We start from the raw sequence: 17,598 nt of genomic DNA, 5'->3' as shown, positions 1-17,598 counted from the left end.
GAAGTGACCAACTCGCCCCGACAGATTGGACCTTGGCATGCCGGCCATCGGCTTGCAGCTCTACACGTTGATGAACGTCCTTGAGGATCGTCCCGCCACGCTGGCCAGGATCGCCGACCTAGGGGTGACCGCGGTGGAACCCTTCCGCCTCGGCCGCAACGAACTCACCCGTGCCGCGCGCCTGGCCGAGGCACGCTCCCTGAAGGCCGACATCGACGCCGCCGGCCTCACCGTCTCCTCCACCCACGCCCGGCTGCCCGACGCGGAGGACCCCGGCTGGTTCTTCGAGGAGATGGCCGAGGCCGGCGTGCCCATCGCCATCGCGTCCACCCCCGAGGCACTCCCCGGATTCACCCGCGACGCCCTGGTCTCGGCCGACGGAGTGCGCCGGTACGCCGACCGGTTCAACGCCCTGGCCAAGGCCGCGGCGGTCCACGGCCTGCGGGTCGGCTACCACAACCACTACTGGGAGTGGACCCCGCTCGACGACGGCCACTACGGCTACGACGTGCTGTGGGACGCCCTCGACCCGTCGATCGTCGCCGAGGTCGACCTCTACTGGGCACAGACCGCCGGCCAGGTCCCCGCCGACGTGGTCGCCAGGCTCGGCGAACGCGTCGAACTCGTCCACGTCAAGGACGGCCCGGCGGTCCGCGGCGAACCCCAAGTCGCCGCCGGGCAGGGCGCGGTGGCCCTGGCGGACGCACTCGACGCCGGCCGGGACTCGATCCGGGTGCACATCATCGAGGCGGACGGGATCGCCGAAGGGGCCGACATCTTCGACCTGGTGGCGGAGAGCGTGGCCTGGCTGAAGGAGCGGCAGGGGGTGAGCTTCGAGGCGCCCGGACGGTGAGTCGCGGGCCGCCGACGGCCACTTCCCGGGGCATACGGAGTGACCACCGGCGCGACCCCGGGCAGCGGGATCGCGCCGGCCGGGTCGCTCTCGCGACAGCCGCTGGCGCTCGCGGGGACGGGACACGGCCGCACCGGCGCATCAGTCCGTGATCGGCCAGGGCTCTTCTCGTTCCGCCTCCCGGCGGCGACGAACCCGGACCGAACACATAGGAGTGGTCGATGTTCAGAAAGAGATCCCCGTGGCGTGCCGCGGTGGCGCTGACGACGTGCGGCGGGATGGTCATGGGCGCTCTCTTCGCGACAGACGGGGCCGCCGCGACCCAGCGCACCGGGCCCGACGCGGCAGCGGTCGCCGCCATCGCCCGCGACAGGTGCTGGTGATCGGAAGCCTGAGCGAGTTCAGCGACGGCGGCGCGGCGAAAGCAGGGAAGATCACCTCCTTCGAGCAGTACAGACGATCTGTCCAGGACACATTGAAGTCATCACGTTCGACGAGCTCCACCAACGGGCCTGCTTCATCGTTGAGGACCGCCGAGGAGCCCTTGACCCGAACGAAGACCGACAACCCCGGCGCGCCGACCGGCAGTGATCGGCCGGGTAGGAGTCCTGCCATCCGCTTCGGCCGTGTCCCGGCTGACTCTCTACTCCGTGTTCTGCTTCCGGGTGCCTGGAGCGTACGGGTCTGGTCAGGGCCTGGGTCTTCGCTGTCGCGGCACTCGCCCTTGCGGTCATTCCTTCTGGGTGGCCCGGTGGACGAAAGCGGGCGGGAGGTTCGCCCACACCACGGTCGAGCGTTCCAACCGGTCGAAGCGGCGGGCGAGTTCGGCGGTGAGGTGACGGGCGGGCGGTGTCCAGGCCGCGTGGAGATAGGCGAAGGTGGTGAACCGGCCGCCGGGTGTGAGGACTTCGGTCACGGCGTCCAGGATGTGCCCGTGCTGTTCCCGCGGCATGACGGTCCAGGGCAGTCCGGAGACCACCGCGTCGGCGGGTCCGCCGATCGTTGTGGTCAGCTCGGCGGCCGGACCCTGTATTACGGTCAGGCGGGTGTCGCGCCGGGTGGCCGACAACCGTGCCGCGAGCACGGGGTTGAGCTCGATCGCGACGAGTCGTGCGTCGGGTGCGAGCCGGGCGAGGATCGCGTCGGTGAACACCCCGGTTCCCGGGCCGAGTTCGATCACGAGCCGGGCCTCCTCCAGGCCGATGCCTTCGGTCATGGCGTACGCCAGCCGTCGTGAACTGGCCGTTACGGCACCGGTCATGAGGGGGCGTCTGAGGAACTCGGTGGTGATCGACATGGCGGCCATGCTGGAAGCGCACCGGGTAGCCGCACGTCGCATCCCCGGCCAGTACGTGTACGACCGGGGGAGGACCCCGTGACGCCCGCCAGGACGATGCAGGCGAGCGGACTCCGGCCGTAGCGTGAGGCGGTGCAACAGCTGATCGAGACCTTGTCCCGCCTGCGGCGCGGATATCCGTGGCTGTCGGACCTGCTGCTGGTCGTGCTGGTTGCCGTGCCGCCGGTGATCCGCCCGCAGTCGGGGTGGCGGCCCGTCTGGGTGCAGGCGGGTGTGTACGTAGCCCTGGTGCTGCCCCTGTTGTGGCGCCGCCGTCGGCCGGTGCTCGTCGCGGCCCTGGTGACGGCGGCTTTCTGGGCGCAGTTCCTCGGGCAGGTGTGGGGACAGGAACCGGGACGCGGCGCCGTCGCGCTGGCTGCGGTCCTGGCCACCCTCACGGTGCGTGGCCTGCGTATGGCTGCCGCGGCGACGGTGGTGTGTGCCGCGGGCTGTGTGCTGCTGTGGATTCCCGCGTGGCAGCGGGACTACGAGGGCCCGGGTGCCCGGGGGGTCTGGCTCACGCCGCTCGCGGTGGGGCTCCTGCTGGCCGGGGCCTGGGTGTTCGGTGAGTACGTCCGTGCCCAGCGCGCCTACATGGCCGAGTTCGAGCGGCGGGCCGTGCTCGCCGAGTCGGAACGCGTCGCTCTGGCCCGGGTCGCCGTCGCCGAGGAGCGGGCACGCATCGCCCGGGAGATCCACGACGTCCTCGCGCACAGCGTGAGCGTGATGGTGCTGAACGCCGAGGGCGGCAGGCTGATGCGGCAGGTCGACCCCGCCGTCGTCGATCGCACGCTCGGCGTCATCAGCGCGACCGGCCGTGAGGCACTGAGCGAACTTCGCCGTTTGCTGGGGGTGCTGCGTACCCCCGACGCGGACGCCTCGATCGGCGACTCCGGCTCCGGTGCGGCCACCGAACACCTCGCGTCCGATGTGCGGCGGCTGGTCGAACGCCTCAACACGAGCGGCAGGCGCGCCCTGCTGGACCTTCGCGGAGAGCGCGTCGGCCTTCCGGCGGATCTCATGGTGCAGACGTACCGCATCGTGCAGGAGGCACTCACCAACGTCGTCAAGCACGCCCCGCCGGACGCCACGGTCCATGTATGGGTCGACACCGGAAGGCAGGGGCCCGGGCGGCTGATCAGCGTCAGGGTGGAGAACTCGGCCGGGACGGAAGCCGGACCGGCGCCCGGGCGTCCTGCCCCGCTGCTCCCGTCCGGTCGCGGACTCACCGGCATGCGTGAGCGTACCGCCCTGTACGGCGGGCACGTTGACGCCGGACCCACGCCCGACGGCGGCTACCGGGTCGCCGCAACCCTGCGCCCTGGCAGGCCCGAGCCCACCAGGACGACCCCATGAGCGACCCGACCCCGCCCTCGAAGCGCGCCGTGTCATCGTCCCGGGTGCTGATCTGTGACGATCAGGAGCTGATCCGGATGGGGCTGCGGATGGTCGTCGACAGCCAGCCCGATCTCACCGTGGTGGGCGAGGCCGCCGACGGCGCCGCGGCGATCGCGGGGGTGGCCGCCCTGAAGCCGGACCTCGTCCTGATGGACGTACGCATGCCCGGTCTGGACGGACTCGCAGCGACCGAACACCTCTGCGCGCAGCCCGACGGGCCCCGCATACTCGTCGTCACCACCTTCGACCTCGATGAGTACGCCTACGCGGCCCTGCGTGCCGGCGCGAACGGCTTCCTCGTCAAGGACGCCCCCGCCGAGGAGATCCTGGTGACCGTCCGCGCGGTGCTGAGGGGCGAGGTCATGGTTGCCCCGTCGTTGACCCGACGCCTGGTCGAGCGCTTCGTCCTGCATGCCCCCGCGTCCGCACCCGCCCAGCGCAACCGCCTTGCGGTTCTCACCGAGCGGGAACGGGACGTCCTCGCGCTGGTGGCCCGGGGACTGGCCAACGGCGAGATCGCGGGCCGCCTTTTCGTCGGGGAGACGACCGTCAAGACCCACCTCGGCCGGATCCTGACCAAACTCGGCCTCCGGGACCGTATCCACGCGGTGATCTTCGCCTACGAGAGCGGGCTGGTAGGGGTTGGGGACTGAGCTGTGACGGGCATCCCGCCCAGTTCGGCAGCAGTGTCTTCGTCGGCGGCTCGCTCGGCCTCCGGGTTCACATCTGCTGAGCCGATGTCAGGTCCGCGCTCTGCTGACGGGAACCCGCTCGGGTGGGGCCGTGGGAGCGTGGTCTTGATCGTCCCTGGTTTCGCCGACCCGTGTCCGAGTCGCGTTTCCCCATGTCAGGCCCACCTAACGGACATGACAACGGTCACCGGTGCAGCCTTTGCCGATTCGCACCGGGATGGGCTTCACTTCGGTCGGGACATCCGTCGCGAGGGGGAAGGCGCACACCATGAGCGACCACGATCATGATCACGACGCGGGACACGAGCACGGCTCGGGAGGCCACGCCGGGCACTCCCACGGCGTGACGGCGGACGCCGACGGGCGCTGGCTGGGCATCGCTCTCACGCTCATCACCGCGTTCATGGCTGTCGAGGTCGTCGTCGGCATCATCGCGAGTTCACTGGCCCTGATCTCGGACGCGGCGCACATGCTCACCGACGCCGCCTCGATCGTGCTCGCCCTGATCGCGATGCGACTGGCCGCACGCCCGGCCCGCGGCGGTTTCACCTACGGCCTCAAGCGTGCCGAGATCCTCTCCGCCCAGGCCAACGGGCTGACCCTGCTGCTGCTCGGTGCGTGGCTGGCGTACGAGGCGATCCGCCGGCTGGCCGACCCGCCGGAGGTCAAGGGCGGGCTGATGCTGGCCACCGCGCTCGTCGGCATCGTGGTGAACGTGGTGGCGGCCTGGTGCATCTCCAAGGCCAACCGCACCTCGCTGAACGTCGAGGGCGCCTATCAGCACATCCTCAACGACCTGTTCGCCTTCATCGGCACCGCCATCGCCGCGCTGGTCGTCGTCACCACGGGCTTCGCCCGAGCCGACCCCATCGCCACGCTGGTCGTCGTCGCCCTCATGTTCAAGGCGGGCTACGGGCTCATCCGTGAGTCGGGCCGCATCTTCCTGGAGGCGGCGCCCGCGGACATCGACCCGGACGCGCTGGGCGACAAGCTCGTGGCCCAGCAGGCCGTCGTGGAGGTCCATGACCTGCACGTCTGGCAGATCACCTCCGGGCAGACCGCCCTCTCGGCCCACGTCCTGGTCGAGGCCGGCGGCGACTGCCACGCCGTTCGCCGCGATCTGGAGAAACTCCTCCAGCACGACTACGGCATCACCCACACCACCCTTCAGGCCGACCACGCCCCCGAGAACGTGCTGCAGGTGACGCTCCCGGGCGAGCACGCCGACGCCACGGCGCACTGCGAGGACCCGCACGGCCCGGTCCACCGGGACGAGCCGCACGAGCACTGAGCACACCGGCCTGCATCCGCTGAACCCGCAGTCCATGCAGCCCCGGCACGCATGCCCCACCCCCTGCTCGGGGGCCGTGTCCGCACTGATCGCCACGCCCGGCACCGGCATCCCGCCCGTCGCCCACGTCTCGTCCGCGGTGTGCGCACACACCGGGACCACCACCACGGGGATACTGCACCTGTGACAGAGCCAGGCACGGAAGCCCCCCCGGACCGGAAGCGTCCCGCGTGGCTGACCCGCAACGTCAAGGTGCTGTGCGGGGTTTCCTTTCTCCAGGACGCGGCCAGTGAACTCCTCTATCCGATCCTGCCGATCTTCCTGACCGTGGTGCTCGGCGCCCCGCCCGCCGTGGTCGGCGCGATCGAGGGAGCGGCCGAGGGAGCCGCCTCCCTCACCAAGGTGGCCGCCGGACGCCTGGCCGACCGGTTCGCCCGTCGTCCGCTGATCGGCGCGGGCTACGGGCTGGCCGCGGTGGGCAAACTGCTGATCGCGCTCGCGACCGGCTGGCCGCTGGTACTCCTCGCCCGGGTCACCGACCGGCTCGGCAAGGGCATGCGCGGGGCGCCTCGTGACGCCCTGCTCGTCGAGGGCGTTCCGAGCGGGCAGCGCGGCAAGGTGTTCGGGCTGCACCGGGCCGCCGACACCGCCGGCGCGGTGGTCGGCCCGCTCGTCGGGCTGGTCCTGTACGAGGCGCTCGACCACCGGTTGCGCCCGCTGTTCTGGATCGCCGTGATCCCCGCCGTCGCGTCGGTCGCGCTGGTCGCCGCCGTCCGCGACCCCCGAGCCGAAGGGGCAGGGCGCTCCTCGACGCGGGTCGCCCGTACACCCTGGCGATCCCTGCCCCGCCCCTACTGGCGGGTTCTCGGGGTGCTCCTCGCCTTCAACCTCGTCAACTTCCCTGACGCGCTACTCCTGTTGCGCGCCCACGACCTGGGCCTCTCGACAGCCGGGGTGGTGGGCGCGTACGCGGTCTACAACCTCGTCTACGCCGCCCTGTCCTACCCCGCAGGGGCGCTGTCCGACCGGTTGCCGCGCTCACTGGTCTTCGCCGCCGGCCTGGCCTTCTTCGCGATCGGCTACCTGGGCCTCGGCCTGATCCACAGCCCCTGGCTGGTATTCGTGGTGCTTCCGCTCTACGGCGGTTTCGCAGCCTGCACGGACGGCGTCGGCAAAGCCTGGATCTCCACCCTCGTCCCCGACCACCAGCAGGGCACCGCGCAGGGGCTCTACCAGGGCGCCACCGGGGCGGCCGTGCTGCTCGCGGGCGTGTGGGCCGGGCTCGCCTGGGGCGACGACGGCCACCTCCCGCTGCTGATCTCCGGCGGTATCGGGCTGGTCCTCGCCGGTGTACTGCCGGCCATTGCCCGCGCGCGAACCGCGGCTCTCTGACCCGGAGTTCCCGATGAAAGGGCGATGGACCGGTCGGCTTCCGGCCATATGTAGTGACAGGTTCTGGTCAAGGACTGTCCAAATGTCGGACGCGTCCTGCCTTCGGTGATCGGGTCGTCCCCGTCGGTTGTATCCGTGCCCGCTCGGGAGGACCTGGTGTCAGCACCTACCCGCAAGAGACGTTGGTTCACCATCTGTGCCATCACCGCATCCGCCGCGCTCGTGGTGATACCCGCCGGCGCCGCGCCCGGCCCGGGCGGCACCCCCTTCGGGGCCCGCACTCTCGCTCAACTGGCCGCCGAACGAGGGCAGTCGGTGGGCGCCGTCAGTCCCAAGGTGAAGGCCGAGGACGACGGCGGTGACGACGGCAACGAGGCCGACGAGATAGCCGAGGGCGCGGACCAGTACGCCGAGGCCCGCACCTCACCCGGCATCGTCGCCCCTGGCGCGTACGGCGCCGCCTGGACGAGCCTGACCAACTTGCCGAGCACTGGCGGCAGTTGGCGCAACGTCACGAACCTGCCGTACAACTCCGACGACCCGCGCTACCGCGACTACGACTCCAACTCCAGTGGCGGCTCGGGCAACGTGACCGGCCGGATGGCCGCGATGGCCGCCGACGACGACGGGTACGTGTACGCGGGCAGCGCGGGCGGCGGCGTGTGGCGCTCCCGGTCCGGGGGCGGGCACTGGCAGCCCATCAGCGACAAGCTGCCCGCCCAGTCCACCGGCGCGCTCGCGCTGGACGGCGCCGGGCGGCTGTGGTTGGGCACCGGCGAGGCGACGACCAACGCGGACGCCTACCTCGGCAGCGGCGTCTACGTCCTGTCGAACCCCCGCCACGGCACGTTCTCCTCCCGCAGCCGCGTCGGCGGCGACGAGCTGGAGTCCACCACCATCCACGAGCTGCGCTTCGGCGGCGGCAAGGTGTGGGCGGCGACCAGCGAGGGCGTCTGGAGCCATTCCACGAAGACGCTGAGCGGCGCATGGAAGCTGGAGTTCGCCCCCAACCCCGCCTATCTGCCGGGCGGTTCACTCGCGAACGACGCCTCGGCCGCGTACAAGAACATCGCCAACGACATCGCGATCGACCCGAAGGACCCGAGCAAGGTCGTCCTCGCGGTGGGCTGGCGCAGCGGTGACGACTACAACGGCTTCTACACGAAGGTGAACGGCGTCTGGACGCGGATCACCAGCGGCCTGGGCGACCTTCCCGCTGACGCGGACAACGTCGGCAACGTCACCTTCGCCCGCTCCGCCGACGGCTCGCGCTACTACGCCATCGACCAGTCCCCGGAGCAGCTGAACACCAACCCGGACAGCGGCCTGGAGGGCATCTACGTCTCCAAGTCCGGTTCTCCCACCGGACCCTGGACGAAGATCGCCGACTACAAGGGCCTGGCCGCCGACGGCTCGGCACTGACCTCCAGCGGCTACATGCCGGGCGTCCAGGCCTGGTACAACCAGTTCCTGACCGTCGACCCGGCGAACGCGGAACACGTCTACGCCGGCCTCGAAGAGGTCTACGAGACCAAGGACGGCGGCACCAACTGGTCCACGGTCGGCCCGTACTGGAACTTCGGCTTCCCCTGCTGGAGCATCGACCCCACCAAGCAGACGGGCGACTGCAGCCCGACCACCCACTCCGACCAGCACGGCGTCGCGATCGGCAGCTACCACGGCAAGACCTTCGTCTACGTCGGCAACGACGGCGGCGTCTACAAGCGCCCGCTCGACGGCGCCCAGGACTCCTCCGGGCACGCCACCGACTGGACCTCCCTCAACGACGGCACCATCGACACCCTCCAGTACTACTCGGTGGGCGTCGGCAAGGACCTGACCTACGGCGGCGTCTCCGTCACCGGCGGTCTGCAGGACAACGGCCAGTCCATCCTGCGCAGCAACGACACGGTGATGGGCTCCGACTTCGGCGGCGACGGTGGCGACACCCTCACCGACCCGGCCAACGGCTGCAACATCGCCGAGGAGTACGTCTACCTCGCCATCCAGGTGACCCAGAACTGCGCGGTCAACGACGGTAGTTGGGTCACCGACCCCAGCAAGATCACGTCGTACAACGTCGCCCCCGCCGACAACGCCACCGGCGAGGCCCGCTTCATCGCCCCCATCACGGCCGACGCCAAGAACAGCTCGACCTGGATCGCCGGCGGCCGCCACATCTGGGTCCAGACGAACGGCTACGCCATCCGCAGCGGTTCGGAGTGGAAGAGCGTCTACGACCTCGGCGCCGGCCGCACCGCGACCGCCGTCGCGGCCTCCGGAGGCAAGGTCTACGCGGCCTGGTGCGGCCCCTGCAACAACCAGGGCTTCGCCCGCGGCATCTCCGTCGGCAACACGGACGGCACCGGCTGGCACGACATCACCCTCCCGGCCACCGGCACGGACGGCACCGTACCCAACCGCTACCTCAGCGGTTTCGCCATCGACCCCAAGAACGCCGACCACGTCTACCTCGCGGTCAACGGCTTCTCCCGGCACTGGACCGAAGGCCCCGGCGCCGGTGTCGGCCACGTCTTCGAGTCCACCGACGGCGGCACCACCTGGAAGGACATCTCGAACAACCTCCCGGACGTGCCGACCGACTCCGCGGTCGTCACACCGAACGGCGGCCTCGCCGTCGCCACCGACCTGGGCGTCGTCTACCGCGCACCGGGCCGCACGACCTGGAAGCGCATCGGGAACCTCCCGGCCGTCGCCGTACTCCAGCTGAAGCTGAGCCCGGACGGAAAGACGCTGTACGCGGCCACCCACGGCCGCGGCATCTACACGATCAAGGTGAGCGACTGTAAGTGACGTAGCAAGGTCGCAGGGGTGATCCCGGGTTCCGGGGTCACCCCTGCGTCGTGTACGGCACCACGCTCACGTGCAGCGTGAAGGCGACGCGCGCCGCGCCCGCCACGTCCGGGGCCTTAGCGAGCGCGGTGACGTCGGACGTACCACCCCTGGTGCCCGCGCACCGCAACGAGGCATGCGCCGTACCGTCCGCGTCCACCAGCCATCCGGACGCCAGCACGAAAACCGGCCTGGAACTCAGCACCGCCGTCCACCGCTTGTCGTCCGTCCTTGGCTTGAGGCTGAGGGAGACCACGGTCCCGGGCCGTACGCAGAGCCGCTGTGTGTCCGCATCACCGGGGCCGACGGTGACCTTCGCCTGACCGGTGACGCAGTCGCCCCCAGAAGCAGTGGTCGACACCGACGGGCCCGGCCCACTCGGGCTGGGCGGCCTCGTCGGGGTGGGCGTCGGTGCGGTGGGCGACGGCTCCGTCGACTGGCTGCCGGACGGGGGTCCCGCGGATCCGTCGCCCCCCGAAGAACTACAGGCCACAAGAACGAACACCCCGGCGACCATCCACGCCTTGGCCCACCACCGCATGCCAGTACCTCCCGGCCCGCTCGTACCCGTACCAGCATGCTCCGCCGACGGTGCCGACGCGCGTCACTCCATGCGGCATTTCGGTGTCCGTGCCGTACCGCTGGGGTATCCCGGCGTCGCGGCCAGGGGAGAAGCGGGATCAGCAGACCAGGGACCGGCTCAGTGGACCTGAGCGCAGGTGGCGGCCCCGGGGTTCGGGATCCGTCAGCCGGCCGCCCGCGACGACGGGACGGCCGCCCACCACGACGGTCTCCGGCCAGCCGGTGACCGGCATGCCCTCGTACGGCGTGTAGTCCGTGGCCATGTGCAGGCCGGTGCTGCGGACGGTCCGGGTGGCCGTGGCGTCCCAGATCACCAGGTCCGCGTCCGAGCCGGGCGCGATGACTCCCTTACGGGGATAAAGGCCGTTGAGCCGGGCCGGGTTGGCGCACATCAACTCGACGAACCGGCCCACCGGCAGACCGCCCTTGACCACCAACTCGCTGAAGATCACCGGCATACGGGTCTCCACTCCCGGCAGCCCGTTGGGCATCGCCCGTACGTCGTGGCTCACCGACTCCTTCTGGGCCGTATCGTAGCAGCAGTGATCGCTGCCGATCGTCGCCACCTGGCCCATCAGCAGCCGTGAGCGCAGCCCCGCGACCGTGCCGGAGTCCCGCAACGGCGGGCAGCACACGAAGCGTTCGGGGTGCGGGCCCGCGTATGCCGTGTCGTCCAGGACCAGGTGGTGGGCCACCGTCTCCGTGAACGCCCGCACACCCCGGCCGCGGGCGCGGGCCACCAGGTCGACCGCCTCGGGTGTCGACTGGTGGACGAAATACACCGGCGCAGACACCGACTCCGCGATGGCGAGGATCTCGGCGACCGACGCGTTCTCGGCCAACTCCGGTCGCGTACCGGCGTGATGGGACGCGCTGATCGACCCTGCCGCCTCGCCGCGCTCCTGCGTGTCCGCGATGATGTGGTCGGCTTCGCAGTGGATGACCACCATGCCGCCGAGGTCCCGCAGCGTGGTCATCACGTTGAGGATGGTCTTCTCGTCGGCCATGGTCTCGCCGCGGTAGGTGGTGAACATCTTCACCGTGACGATGCCGTCGGAGGCCAGCGACCGCAGCTGTTCCGGCACGGTGTCGTCCCACTCGACCACACACCCGTGCAGTGCGCTGTCGCACAACCCCTGTGCCGCCTTGGCGCGTTGGACCGCGGCGACGTCGGCCGGGTTCTCGCCGGGGCGCGGGATGGCGAAGTCCACGATCGTGGTCGTACCGCCGAAGACAGCCGCCGTGGTGGCCTGGCGGTAGTCGTCGAGAGAGGTGAAGTCCCCCGAGGTGAAGCCGACATGGCAGTGCGGGTCCACGCCGCCGGGCAGCACGAGGCGTCCGGAGGCGTCGATCTCGGTGGTACCGGGGGCTTGTACGGCGCGGTACGTGCCCGGCTCCACCACCCCGAGCACCTTGCCGCCGCCCACCAGGACGTCCGCGGCGCCCTGCCAGTCGGCGTTGACCACGGTGCCGCCTCGGACCACGAGGTCGACGGGCCGGACGGATTCGACGGCTTCGATCGATGAGGGGTGGGACATGGCGAACCTCCAGCGAGGGCGAAGTGTCAGAGAGAGGCGAGGTAGGCGTGCCAGCCGCCGTGAGCCGTGATGTCGACGACTCCAGGGGCCGTCAGCGCGGAGGCGCGCATCCGCATCGAGAAGGAGCCCGAGCCGTCCGCCAGGGCGATCACGCCGAGTTCGAGTTCCGCGGGTTCCTCGGGGAGGAGTCGTTCGCGCAGCACCTCGTAACTGACCTCGTACACCTCCCCGTTGATCGACGCGCCGCCCTCCGCGACCGGGTGCAGGCCGGGGAACTCGTCGCGTACGGAAAAGAAGCGGTACACGGGTGCCGTGCGGGCGGGGCCGAGCAGACGGGCGTCGCTGAGTGCGTGGTTGAGCGTGCCTCCGGACATGGCCTGGCCGTTGACGAACATCTTCAGGGTCATGGGGGAGTGCCTTTCAGGGTGATACGGCAGTGGTGGCGTCGTCGTGCAGCAGGCGGCCGGGCCCGAGGTCGTCCACCGGGTCGGCCGGGGGTTCCCCGGCGATCTGGCGGGCCAGCGTGTCGCCCCACACCGGGGCGAGGGTGAAGGCGTAGGTACCGCCCGCGACGAAGAACCCGGGGTGGCCCGGGACTTCACCGACCACCGGCATCTCGTCCGGGGTCGCGGCCAGCGGCCCGGCCCACATGCGCAGCAGCCGCAGGTCGCCGAGGAACGGCAGGATGCGCCCGGCCTGGGCGAGGTTGCCAGCCATGCTGGGCACGCTGACGGTGCTGCGCCCTTCCATGTCGAGCTCGGCCGCGGGCCAGCCGCCGCCGATCAGCAGGTTGCCGGCGCTGACCTGCTTGACCGACATGCCCTCGCCGATGTGCTGGACCAGATGATGCATGACCGGCGGGACCCGCACGGTCACGTGCATCTGGATCGCGACGGGTGACATCTGTATGTGGACTCCAGCCAGTGCGGAGGTCTCCGTGATCCACGGCCCGGCCGTGTTGACGACCACGGGAGCCGTCCAACTCCGGTCGCCCGAGAGCACCTTGTAGTCCTCACCGACCCGCCGGATGCCGGTCACCGGGGTGAAGGCGTGCAGTTCCACGCCGAGGCGGCGGGCCGCGGTGAGATAGGCGGGGGTGATCAGGAGCGGATTGGCGTAGCCGTCGAGCGAGCACCAACTGGCGGCGCGCACCCGGTCGGAGAGCAACGGCAACTGCTTGCGGGCCTCGTCGCCCGTGACCACCTCGGTGGGGATGCCCGCCCGCCGCTCCCACTCGTGCTTCTCCCTCAACTCCTCTTCCTGCTCTGCGGTTTCGGCGACCATGAAGCCGCCGCCGCGCCGCAACTCCACGTCCGCGCCGAGCCGTTCCTCGATCTGCGCCCAGTGGTCGGACGCCCGGCGTTGCAGGGGCAGCAGGCGGGCGCTGTCGACCGGCACGTCCTGGCCCGGGCGACGGGTGTGGATGGCCTGGATGTGAAGGTTGCCCGCGGTGGTGCCGGAACCCTCGCGATTGGGCACGCCACGCTCCAACACCACGACACGGTAACCGCGTTCGGCGAGATGGAAGGCGGCACTGGCGCCGAGGATGCCGGCGCCGATGACGACGACGTCGGGCTGGTTCACGGGACGTCCTGCCCTTCGACCGTCGCGGCCATCGGCAGCGGCCGTATCGGCATCCGGGCCGCGAAGCACTCCGCCCCGCTCTCACTCCGTCCGGCCAACGCCGCGACGATGTGGCCGCATTCGCGACCCTGGCAGGGGCCCATGCCGGCGCGGGTGGCGGCCTTGGTGCCGTGCAGGTCGTTCCAGCCGGTCGCGGCGGCCTGCCGGATCTCACCCGCGCTGACGCCCTCGCAGCGGCAGACCTGGGTGGCGTCGGGGATGTCGGCCATGGTCGGCAACGGGTAGAGGCGATCGGCCAGTTCAACGAAACGATCCAGGGCACGGGCACGGCAACGGAGACCGGCCACCCGCACGGGGGCGCGTTCGGGTGCCAGGCGGCGCAGGATCGCGTGGGCGGCCAACTGCCCCCGTATACCCGCCGCGTGCACGCCCGCGATACCGGCACAGTCCCCGGCGACGTACAGGCCGTCGACCGAGGTCGCGCCGTCCGCGTCCACGACCGGGAGTAGCTCCGTGCCGGTCGGGTCCGGCTCGGTGTCACAGCCCAGCAGCCGGGGGAGCTCGGTGCTGGGGCGGAAGCCGAAACCCACGCACAGTGCGTCGATCCCCAACTGCCGTACGCTGCCGTCCTCGTGGCCGATGTCCACCGCGGTGACTTGGCTGTCGCCATGCGCGGCCAGCACTCGGGAGCCCTGCTCGACGCGGACGCCGTGCCGGGCGAGGGTGAGCAGATAGCGGGCCGCTTCCGCGAGCCGGGCGGGTTGTCGCAGTGCGCCGCCGATCGAGGAAACCCCGGGCCGGTACGGGTGGTTCAGCTCGACCAGTGCCTCGATGCGGGCGCCCACTTCCAGCAGCGCGCAGGCGACCGGGAGGAGGAACGGGCCGGTCCCGGCCAGCACCACCCGTTGGCCCACGGGAACCCGGTCCATGGTGGCCAGGTGCAGAGCGAACCCGGGGGTGACCACGCCCGGCAGCGTCCAGCCCGGGAAGGGCAGGGAGCGTTCGTACGCGCCGGTGGCGACGAGGGTGGCCCGGGCGTTGACGCGACCGAGGGCACCCGTGTGGACGTCGGAGGTGAAGAGAGTACGGCCGGCGTCCTCGGCACCCCAGACCAGGGTGCCGGTGCGACAGACGACCCCGGCGGCCCGCACCTGACGGATCAGTTCGGTGCCGCGTGGGCGGAAGTCGCCGAAGGCGGCGGCCAGTTGCTCGGCGCGGCGCTTGTAGTACTGGCCGCCGAGGGTGTCGGACTCGTCGAGGAGTACGACGCTCAGGCCGCCCCGGGCCAGGACCAGCGCCGCATGCAGTCCGGCGGGCCCGCCACCGACCACAGCGACGTCTACCTCTGCCTCCGACTCCGCCATGACGTCAGCCATGCGCGGCCGTCGGCAGGGGCTCGGTGTGGGTGCGTATGTCCATGCCGTCGGTGACGTGCGCAGTGCAACTGCGGGTGCCGGGACGGTCGTTGATGGTCACCTCGCACTCCAGGCAGACGCCCATTCCGCAGAACGGGCCGCGCAGCTGGCCGTTGACCGGGTTGCGGCGCAGCGGCCAGATGCCGGCCGCGACCAGGACGGCGGTCACGGACTGGCCCGCCCAGGCCTGGCCGGGGGAGCCGTCGATGGTCACGGTGACCGTTTCTGGCGGGGAGTTGGTGCTCATGGCTGTGCTCACAGGGATCGAGGGAAGTGAAGGGCTCACAGGATCCGGTCCAGGAACTGGCGGGTGCGTGCGTGTTCCGGCGCGGAGAAGAACAACTCCGGGGGCTTGTCCTCCACCACCAACCCGTCGGCGATGAACACCACCCGGTCGGCCGCCGCCCGGGCGAAGCCCATCTCATGGCTGACGACGATCATGGTCATACCCTCCTCGCGGAGCCGGACCATGACGTCGAGGACCTCGCCGACCATCTCCGGGTCGAGCGCCGAGGTGGGTTCGTCGAAGAGCAGCAACTCCGGGCGCATCGCCAGGGCACGGGCGATGGCCACCCGCTGCTGCTGGCCACCGGAGAGCTGGGCGGGGTAGGAGCCGGTCTTGTCGGCGAGTCCCACCATGGCCAGCAACTCGCCTGCCGCGCCGCGTGCTTCGGACTTCGAGACACCGTTCACGTGCACCGGACCGGACGCCACGTTGTCCAGCGCCGTCATGTTCGGGAACAGATTGAACTGCTGGAACACCATGCCGGTACGCCGCCGCTGGACGGCGATCCGGCTCTCCCGCAGGGCGCCGCGCTCGCCGTAGCCGATCCGCTCGCCGCAGATGCTGACGGTGCCCGAGTCGGGGGTCTCCAGGTGGTTGAGGGTGCGCAGGAACGTGCTCTTGCCGCCGCCCGAAGGGCCCAGGACGAGGACCACCTCGCCGCGGTGAACCGTCAGGTCGATGCCCTTGAGCACCTCGACATGGCCGTACGACTTACGGACCTGGCGCGCTTCGACGACCGTCTCGGTGCTCATCGGGTCTCCAATTCGAGGACCGCGCTCTTCATGCGGCGGCCACTTGTCGGCCTGTTCTCGTGACCGCGGCCCACCCGGGCTTCCAGCCACCGCTGGACCAGGCCCCACAGGGTGGTCATCGCCAGGTAGTAAAGGGCAGCTACTGTGAGGCCCTCCAGGACACGGAAGTTGGTCTGGACGGCGAACTGCGTGCGGCGCAGCAGCTCTTCGACGGAGATGACCGAGACGAGCGTGGTCGTCTTGAGCAGTCCGTTGAAGCTGTTGCCGAGCGGCGGGACCATCACCCGTAGCGCCTGCGGCATGACCACCACCCGGAACACCTTCCAGGGCGGCATGCCCAGCGCGCGGGCCGCCTCGGACTGGCCGCGCGGGACCGAAAGGACCCCGGCGCGGACGATCTCCGAGAGGTACGCCGCCTCGTTGAGGACCAGGCCGGTCAGGGCCGCGCTGATCACGCCGAGGCGCAGGCCCAGCTGGGGCAACCCGGTGTAGATGATGACCAGTTGGACCAGGAGAGGGGTGCCCCGCATCAGCCACACGTAGAAGCCCGTGACCGCCCGGACCGGTGCGATGCGGGACGCCCGGCCGAGTGCCACGAGCACGGCGAGCGGAAGGGCGAGCGCCATGCTGACCGTGGTCAGCCAGATCGTCGTCCAGGCTCCCTGGATGAGCTGGGGATTGGTGAGGAAGTCGAAGAAGGCATCCCAGGACCACATGGCTCTCGCCCTTCGCTGGTTACTTGGCGCTGGTCGGGTTACTTCGCGCTGATCGCGCCGGTGGTCACCTTGAGGTCGCCGGTGTAGGCCGTGACGCCGTACTTCTTGAACAACTTGGTCAAGTAGCCGTTGCTACGAAGGGTGTTGAGCGCGTCCGCGACCGCGTCGGCGGGCTTCTGCTTACCGAAACCGAGGGCGAGCGGGGCGGGGTTCATGCCCTTGACCGCCGTCTCGAAGCGGCCGTCCTTCTGGTAGTAGCTGGTGACCGCCTCGACGATGGCGACGCCCTCGACCTGGCCCGCGGACAGTGCCTGGTAGGCGTCGGCGGTGGTGGTGAAGGTGCGGACGGTGACCTGCTTCTTGCCGGCGGCCTTCAGCTCCTTGTTGAGCGCGGTGAGGGTGTCGAACTCGTAACCGGGAGCCTCTACGGCGATGGTCTTTCCGGACAGGTCGTCCTCGGAGGTGATCTTCTTCGGGTTGCCCTTGGCGACGGAGATCGAGACGCCCTGGACCTCGTAGGGGACGAGCTTGACGGTCTTGGCGCGCTCCGGTGTGTAGAACATGCCGGTGTCGATCATGTCCCAGCGGCCGGACTGCACACCGGGGATCTGCGCGTCGAAGGGGATGTTGACGAACTTCGGGGTGAGGCACAGGAGTTTGGCTATCTCGTCGCCGAGGTCCACCCGCATGCCGACGATCTTGCTGGAGGAGTCCAGGTACTGCATGGGCGGCAGGGTCGCGTTGGTCGAGATCGTCAACGCGCCCGCCTTGACCAGGTCCGCCTTGCCCACCTTGGGCGTACAGCCGGTCGGGGCCGCGGCGGCGGACGACGAGTCCTCGCTGCCGCAGGCCGCCACGGTCAGAAGCAGGGCGGCGGCGGAGGAGGCCGCGATGAGAAGTCTGCGCACGG

17 protein-coding genes are annotated in these 17,598 nt (G+C 70.5%); 7 read left to right on the top strand and 10 right to left on the bottom strand.

All coding sequences use genetic code 11. The annotated features are described in order from the left end of the window. Positions 1 to 37 precede the first annotated feature (37 nt). Both AB0I69_RS36570 and AB0I69_RS36565 read left to right on the top strand, forming a co-directional pair. Positions 38 to 853 (top strand): TIM barrel protein, encoded by an 816-nt coding sequence (locus tag AB0I69_RS36570; RefSeq protein ID WP_363100033.1) that lies wholly within the window; start codon positions 38 to 40, stop codon positions 851 to 853. 221 nt (positions 854 to 1,074) lie between these two features. Further along, complete coding sequence (locus tag AB0I69_RS36565; protein WP_363100032.1) at positions 1,075 to 1,236, top strand: hypothetical protein; 162 nt, start codon at positions 1,075 to 1,077, stop codon at positions 1,234 to 1,236. 347 nt (positions 1,237 to 1,583) lie between these two features. Here the strand turns inward: AB0I69_RS36565 and AB0I69_RS36560 are convergent, their stop codons facing one another. Then, positions 1,584 to 2,150 carry a methyltransferase domain-containing protein gene (locus AB0I69_RS36560; RefSeq protein ID WP_363100031.1) on the bottom strand — a complete coding sequence of 189 codons (567 nt, stop codon included), beginning with the start codon at positions 2,148 to 2,150 and terminating at the stop codon, positions 1,584 to 1,586. A 132-nt stretch (positions 2,151 to 2,282) separates the two neighbouring features. Here AB0I69_RS36560 and AB0I69_RS36555 point away from each other — a divergent pair, with 132 nt between their 5' ends. The 5 genes from AB0I69_RS36555 (at position 2,283) to AB0I69_RS36535 (ending at position 9,776) form a co-directional block, all read left to right on the top strand. Continuing rightward, positions 2,283 to 3,545, top strand: a complete 1,263-nt coding sequence (locus AB0I69_RS36555) for a histidine kinase (RefSeq protein WP_363100030.1) — start codon at positions 2,283 to 2,285, stop codon at positions 3,543 to 3,545. Beyond that, complete coding sequence (locus AB0I69_RS36550) at positions 3,542 to 4,240, top strand: response regulator transcription factor (protein ID WP_363100029.1); 699 nt, start codon at positions 3,542 to 3,544, stop codon at positions 4,238 to 4,240. The genes AB0I69_RS36555 and AB0I69_RS36550 overlap by 4 nt, the downstream gene beginning before the upstream one ends. A 307-nt stretch (positions 4,241 to 4,547) precedes the next feature. Beyond that, positions 4,548 to 5,570 (top strand): cation diffusion facilitator family transporter, encoded by a 1,023-nt coding sequence (locus AB0I69_RS36545; RefSeq protein ID WP_363100028.1) that lies wholly within the window; start codon positions 4,548 to 4,550, stop codon positions 5,568 to 5,570. A 183-nt stretch (positions 5,571 to 5,753) separates the two neighbouring features. Further along, complete coding sequence (locus AB0I69_RS36540; protein ID WP_363100027.1) at positions 5,754 to 6,962, top strand: MFS transporter; 1,209 nt, start codon at positions 5,754 to 5,756, stop codon at positions 6,960 to 6,962. Between the two features lie 156 nt (positions 6,963 to 7,118). Continuing rightward, positions 7,119 to 9,776 (top strand): glycosyl hydrolase, encoded by a 2,658-nt coding sequence (locus AB0I69_RS36535; RefSeq protein ID WP_363100026.1) that lies wholly within the window; start codon positions 7,119 to 7,121, stop codon positions 9,774 to 9,776. A gap of 37 nt (positions 9,777 to 9,813) precedes the next feature. On the opposite strand, the gene AB0I69_RS36530 is transcribed toward AB0I69_RS36535, so the two are convergent. The 9 genes from AB0I69_RS36530 to AB0I69_RS36490 all read right to left on the bottom strand — a co-directional run bounded on the left by AB0I69_RS36530 (position 9,814) and on the right by AB0I69_RS36490 (position 17,596). Continuing rightward, a complete protein-coding gene (locus AB0I69_RS36530; RefSeq protein WP_363100025.1) occupies positions 9,814 to 10,176 on the bottom strand; it encodes an acetyl-CoA synthetase in 363 nt (120 codons plus the stop codon). A gap of 319 nt (positions 10,177 to 10,495) precedes the next feature. After that, positions 10,496 to 11,935, bottom strand: a complete 1,440-nt coding sequence (hydA, locus tag AB0I69_RS36525) for a dihydropyrimidinase (RefSeq protein ID WP_363100024.1) — start codon at positions 11,933 to 11,935, stop codon at positions 10,496 to 10,498. Between the two features lie 26 nt (positions 11,936 to 11,961). Next, the gene (locus AB0I69_RS36520) at positions 11,962 to 12,342 is read right to left on the bottom strand and encodes a gamma-glutamylcyclotransferase (RefSeq protein ID WP_363100023.1); all 381 of its coding nucleotides are present in this window, start codon (positions 12,340 to 12,342) and stop codon (positions 11,962 to 11,964) included. Between the two features lie 13 nt (positions 12,343 to 12,355). Next, entirely contained in the window at positions 12,356 to 13,519 is a 1,164-nt protein-coding gene (locus AB0I69_RS36515; RefSeq protein ID WP_363100022.1) for an FAD-dependent oxidoreductase, read from the bottom strand. Then, positions 13,516 to 14,883, bottom strand: a complete 1,368-nt coding sequence (locus AB0I69_RS36510; protein ID WP_363100021.1) for an FAD-dependent oxidoreductase — start codon at positions 14,881 to 14,883, stop codon at positions 13,516 to 13,518. The genes AB0I69_RS36515 and AB0I69_RS36510 overlap by 4 nt, the downstream gene beginning before the upstream one ends. 4 nt (positions 14,884 to 14,887) lie before the next feature. After that, on the bottom strand, positions 14,888 to 15,181 hold the full coding sequence (locus AB0I69_RS36505; protein WP_363100020.1) for a (2Fe-2S)-binding protein: 294 nt from the start codon (positions 15,179 to 15,181) through the stop codon (positions 14,888 to 14,890). A 35-nt stretch (positions 15,182 to 15,216) separates the two neighbouring features. Next, positions 15,217 to 15,972, bottom strand: coding sequence for an amino acid ABC transporter ATP-binding protein (locus tag AB0I69_RS36500; RefSeq protein ID WP_363100019.1), 756 nt, complete (start codon positions 15,970 to 15,972; stop codon positions 15,217 to 15,219). Then, positions 15,969 to 16,688, bottom strand: coding sequence for an amino acid ABC transporter permease (locus tag AB0I69_RS36495; protein WP_363100018.1), 720 nt, complete (start codon positions 16,686 to 16,688; stop codon positions 15,969 to 15,971). Before AB0I69_RS36495 ends, AB0I69_RS36500 begins: the two co-directional genes overlap by 4 nt. 38 nt (positions 16,689 to 16,726) lie before the next feature. Beyond that, complete coding sequence (locus AB0I69_RS36490) at positions 16,727 to 17,596, bottom strand: ABC transporter substrate-binding protein (protein WP_363100017.1); 870 nt, start codon at positions 17,594 to 17,596, stop codon at positions 16,727 to 16,729. Positions 17,597 to 17,598 lie beyond the last annotated feature (2 nt).

The organism is Streptomyces sp. NPDC050508 (assembly GCF_040655155.1).
Classification (GTDB): domain Bacteria; phylum Actinomycetota; class Actinomycetes; order Streptomycetales; family Streptomycetaceae; genus Streptomyces.
The sequence above is the reverse complement of the archived record's forward strand: the minus strand, read 5'-3'. Positions and strand labels throughout refer to the sequence as shown.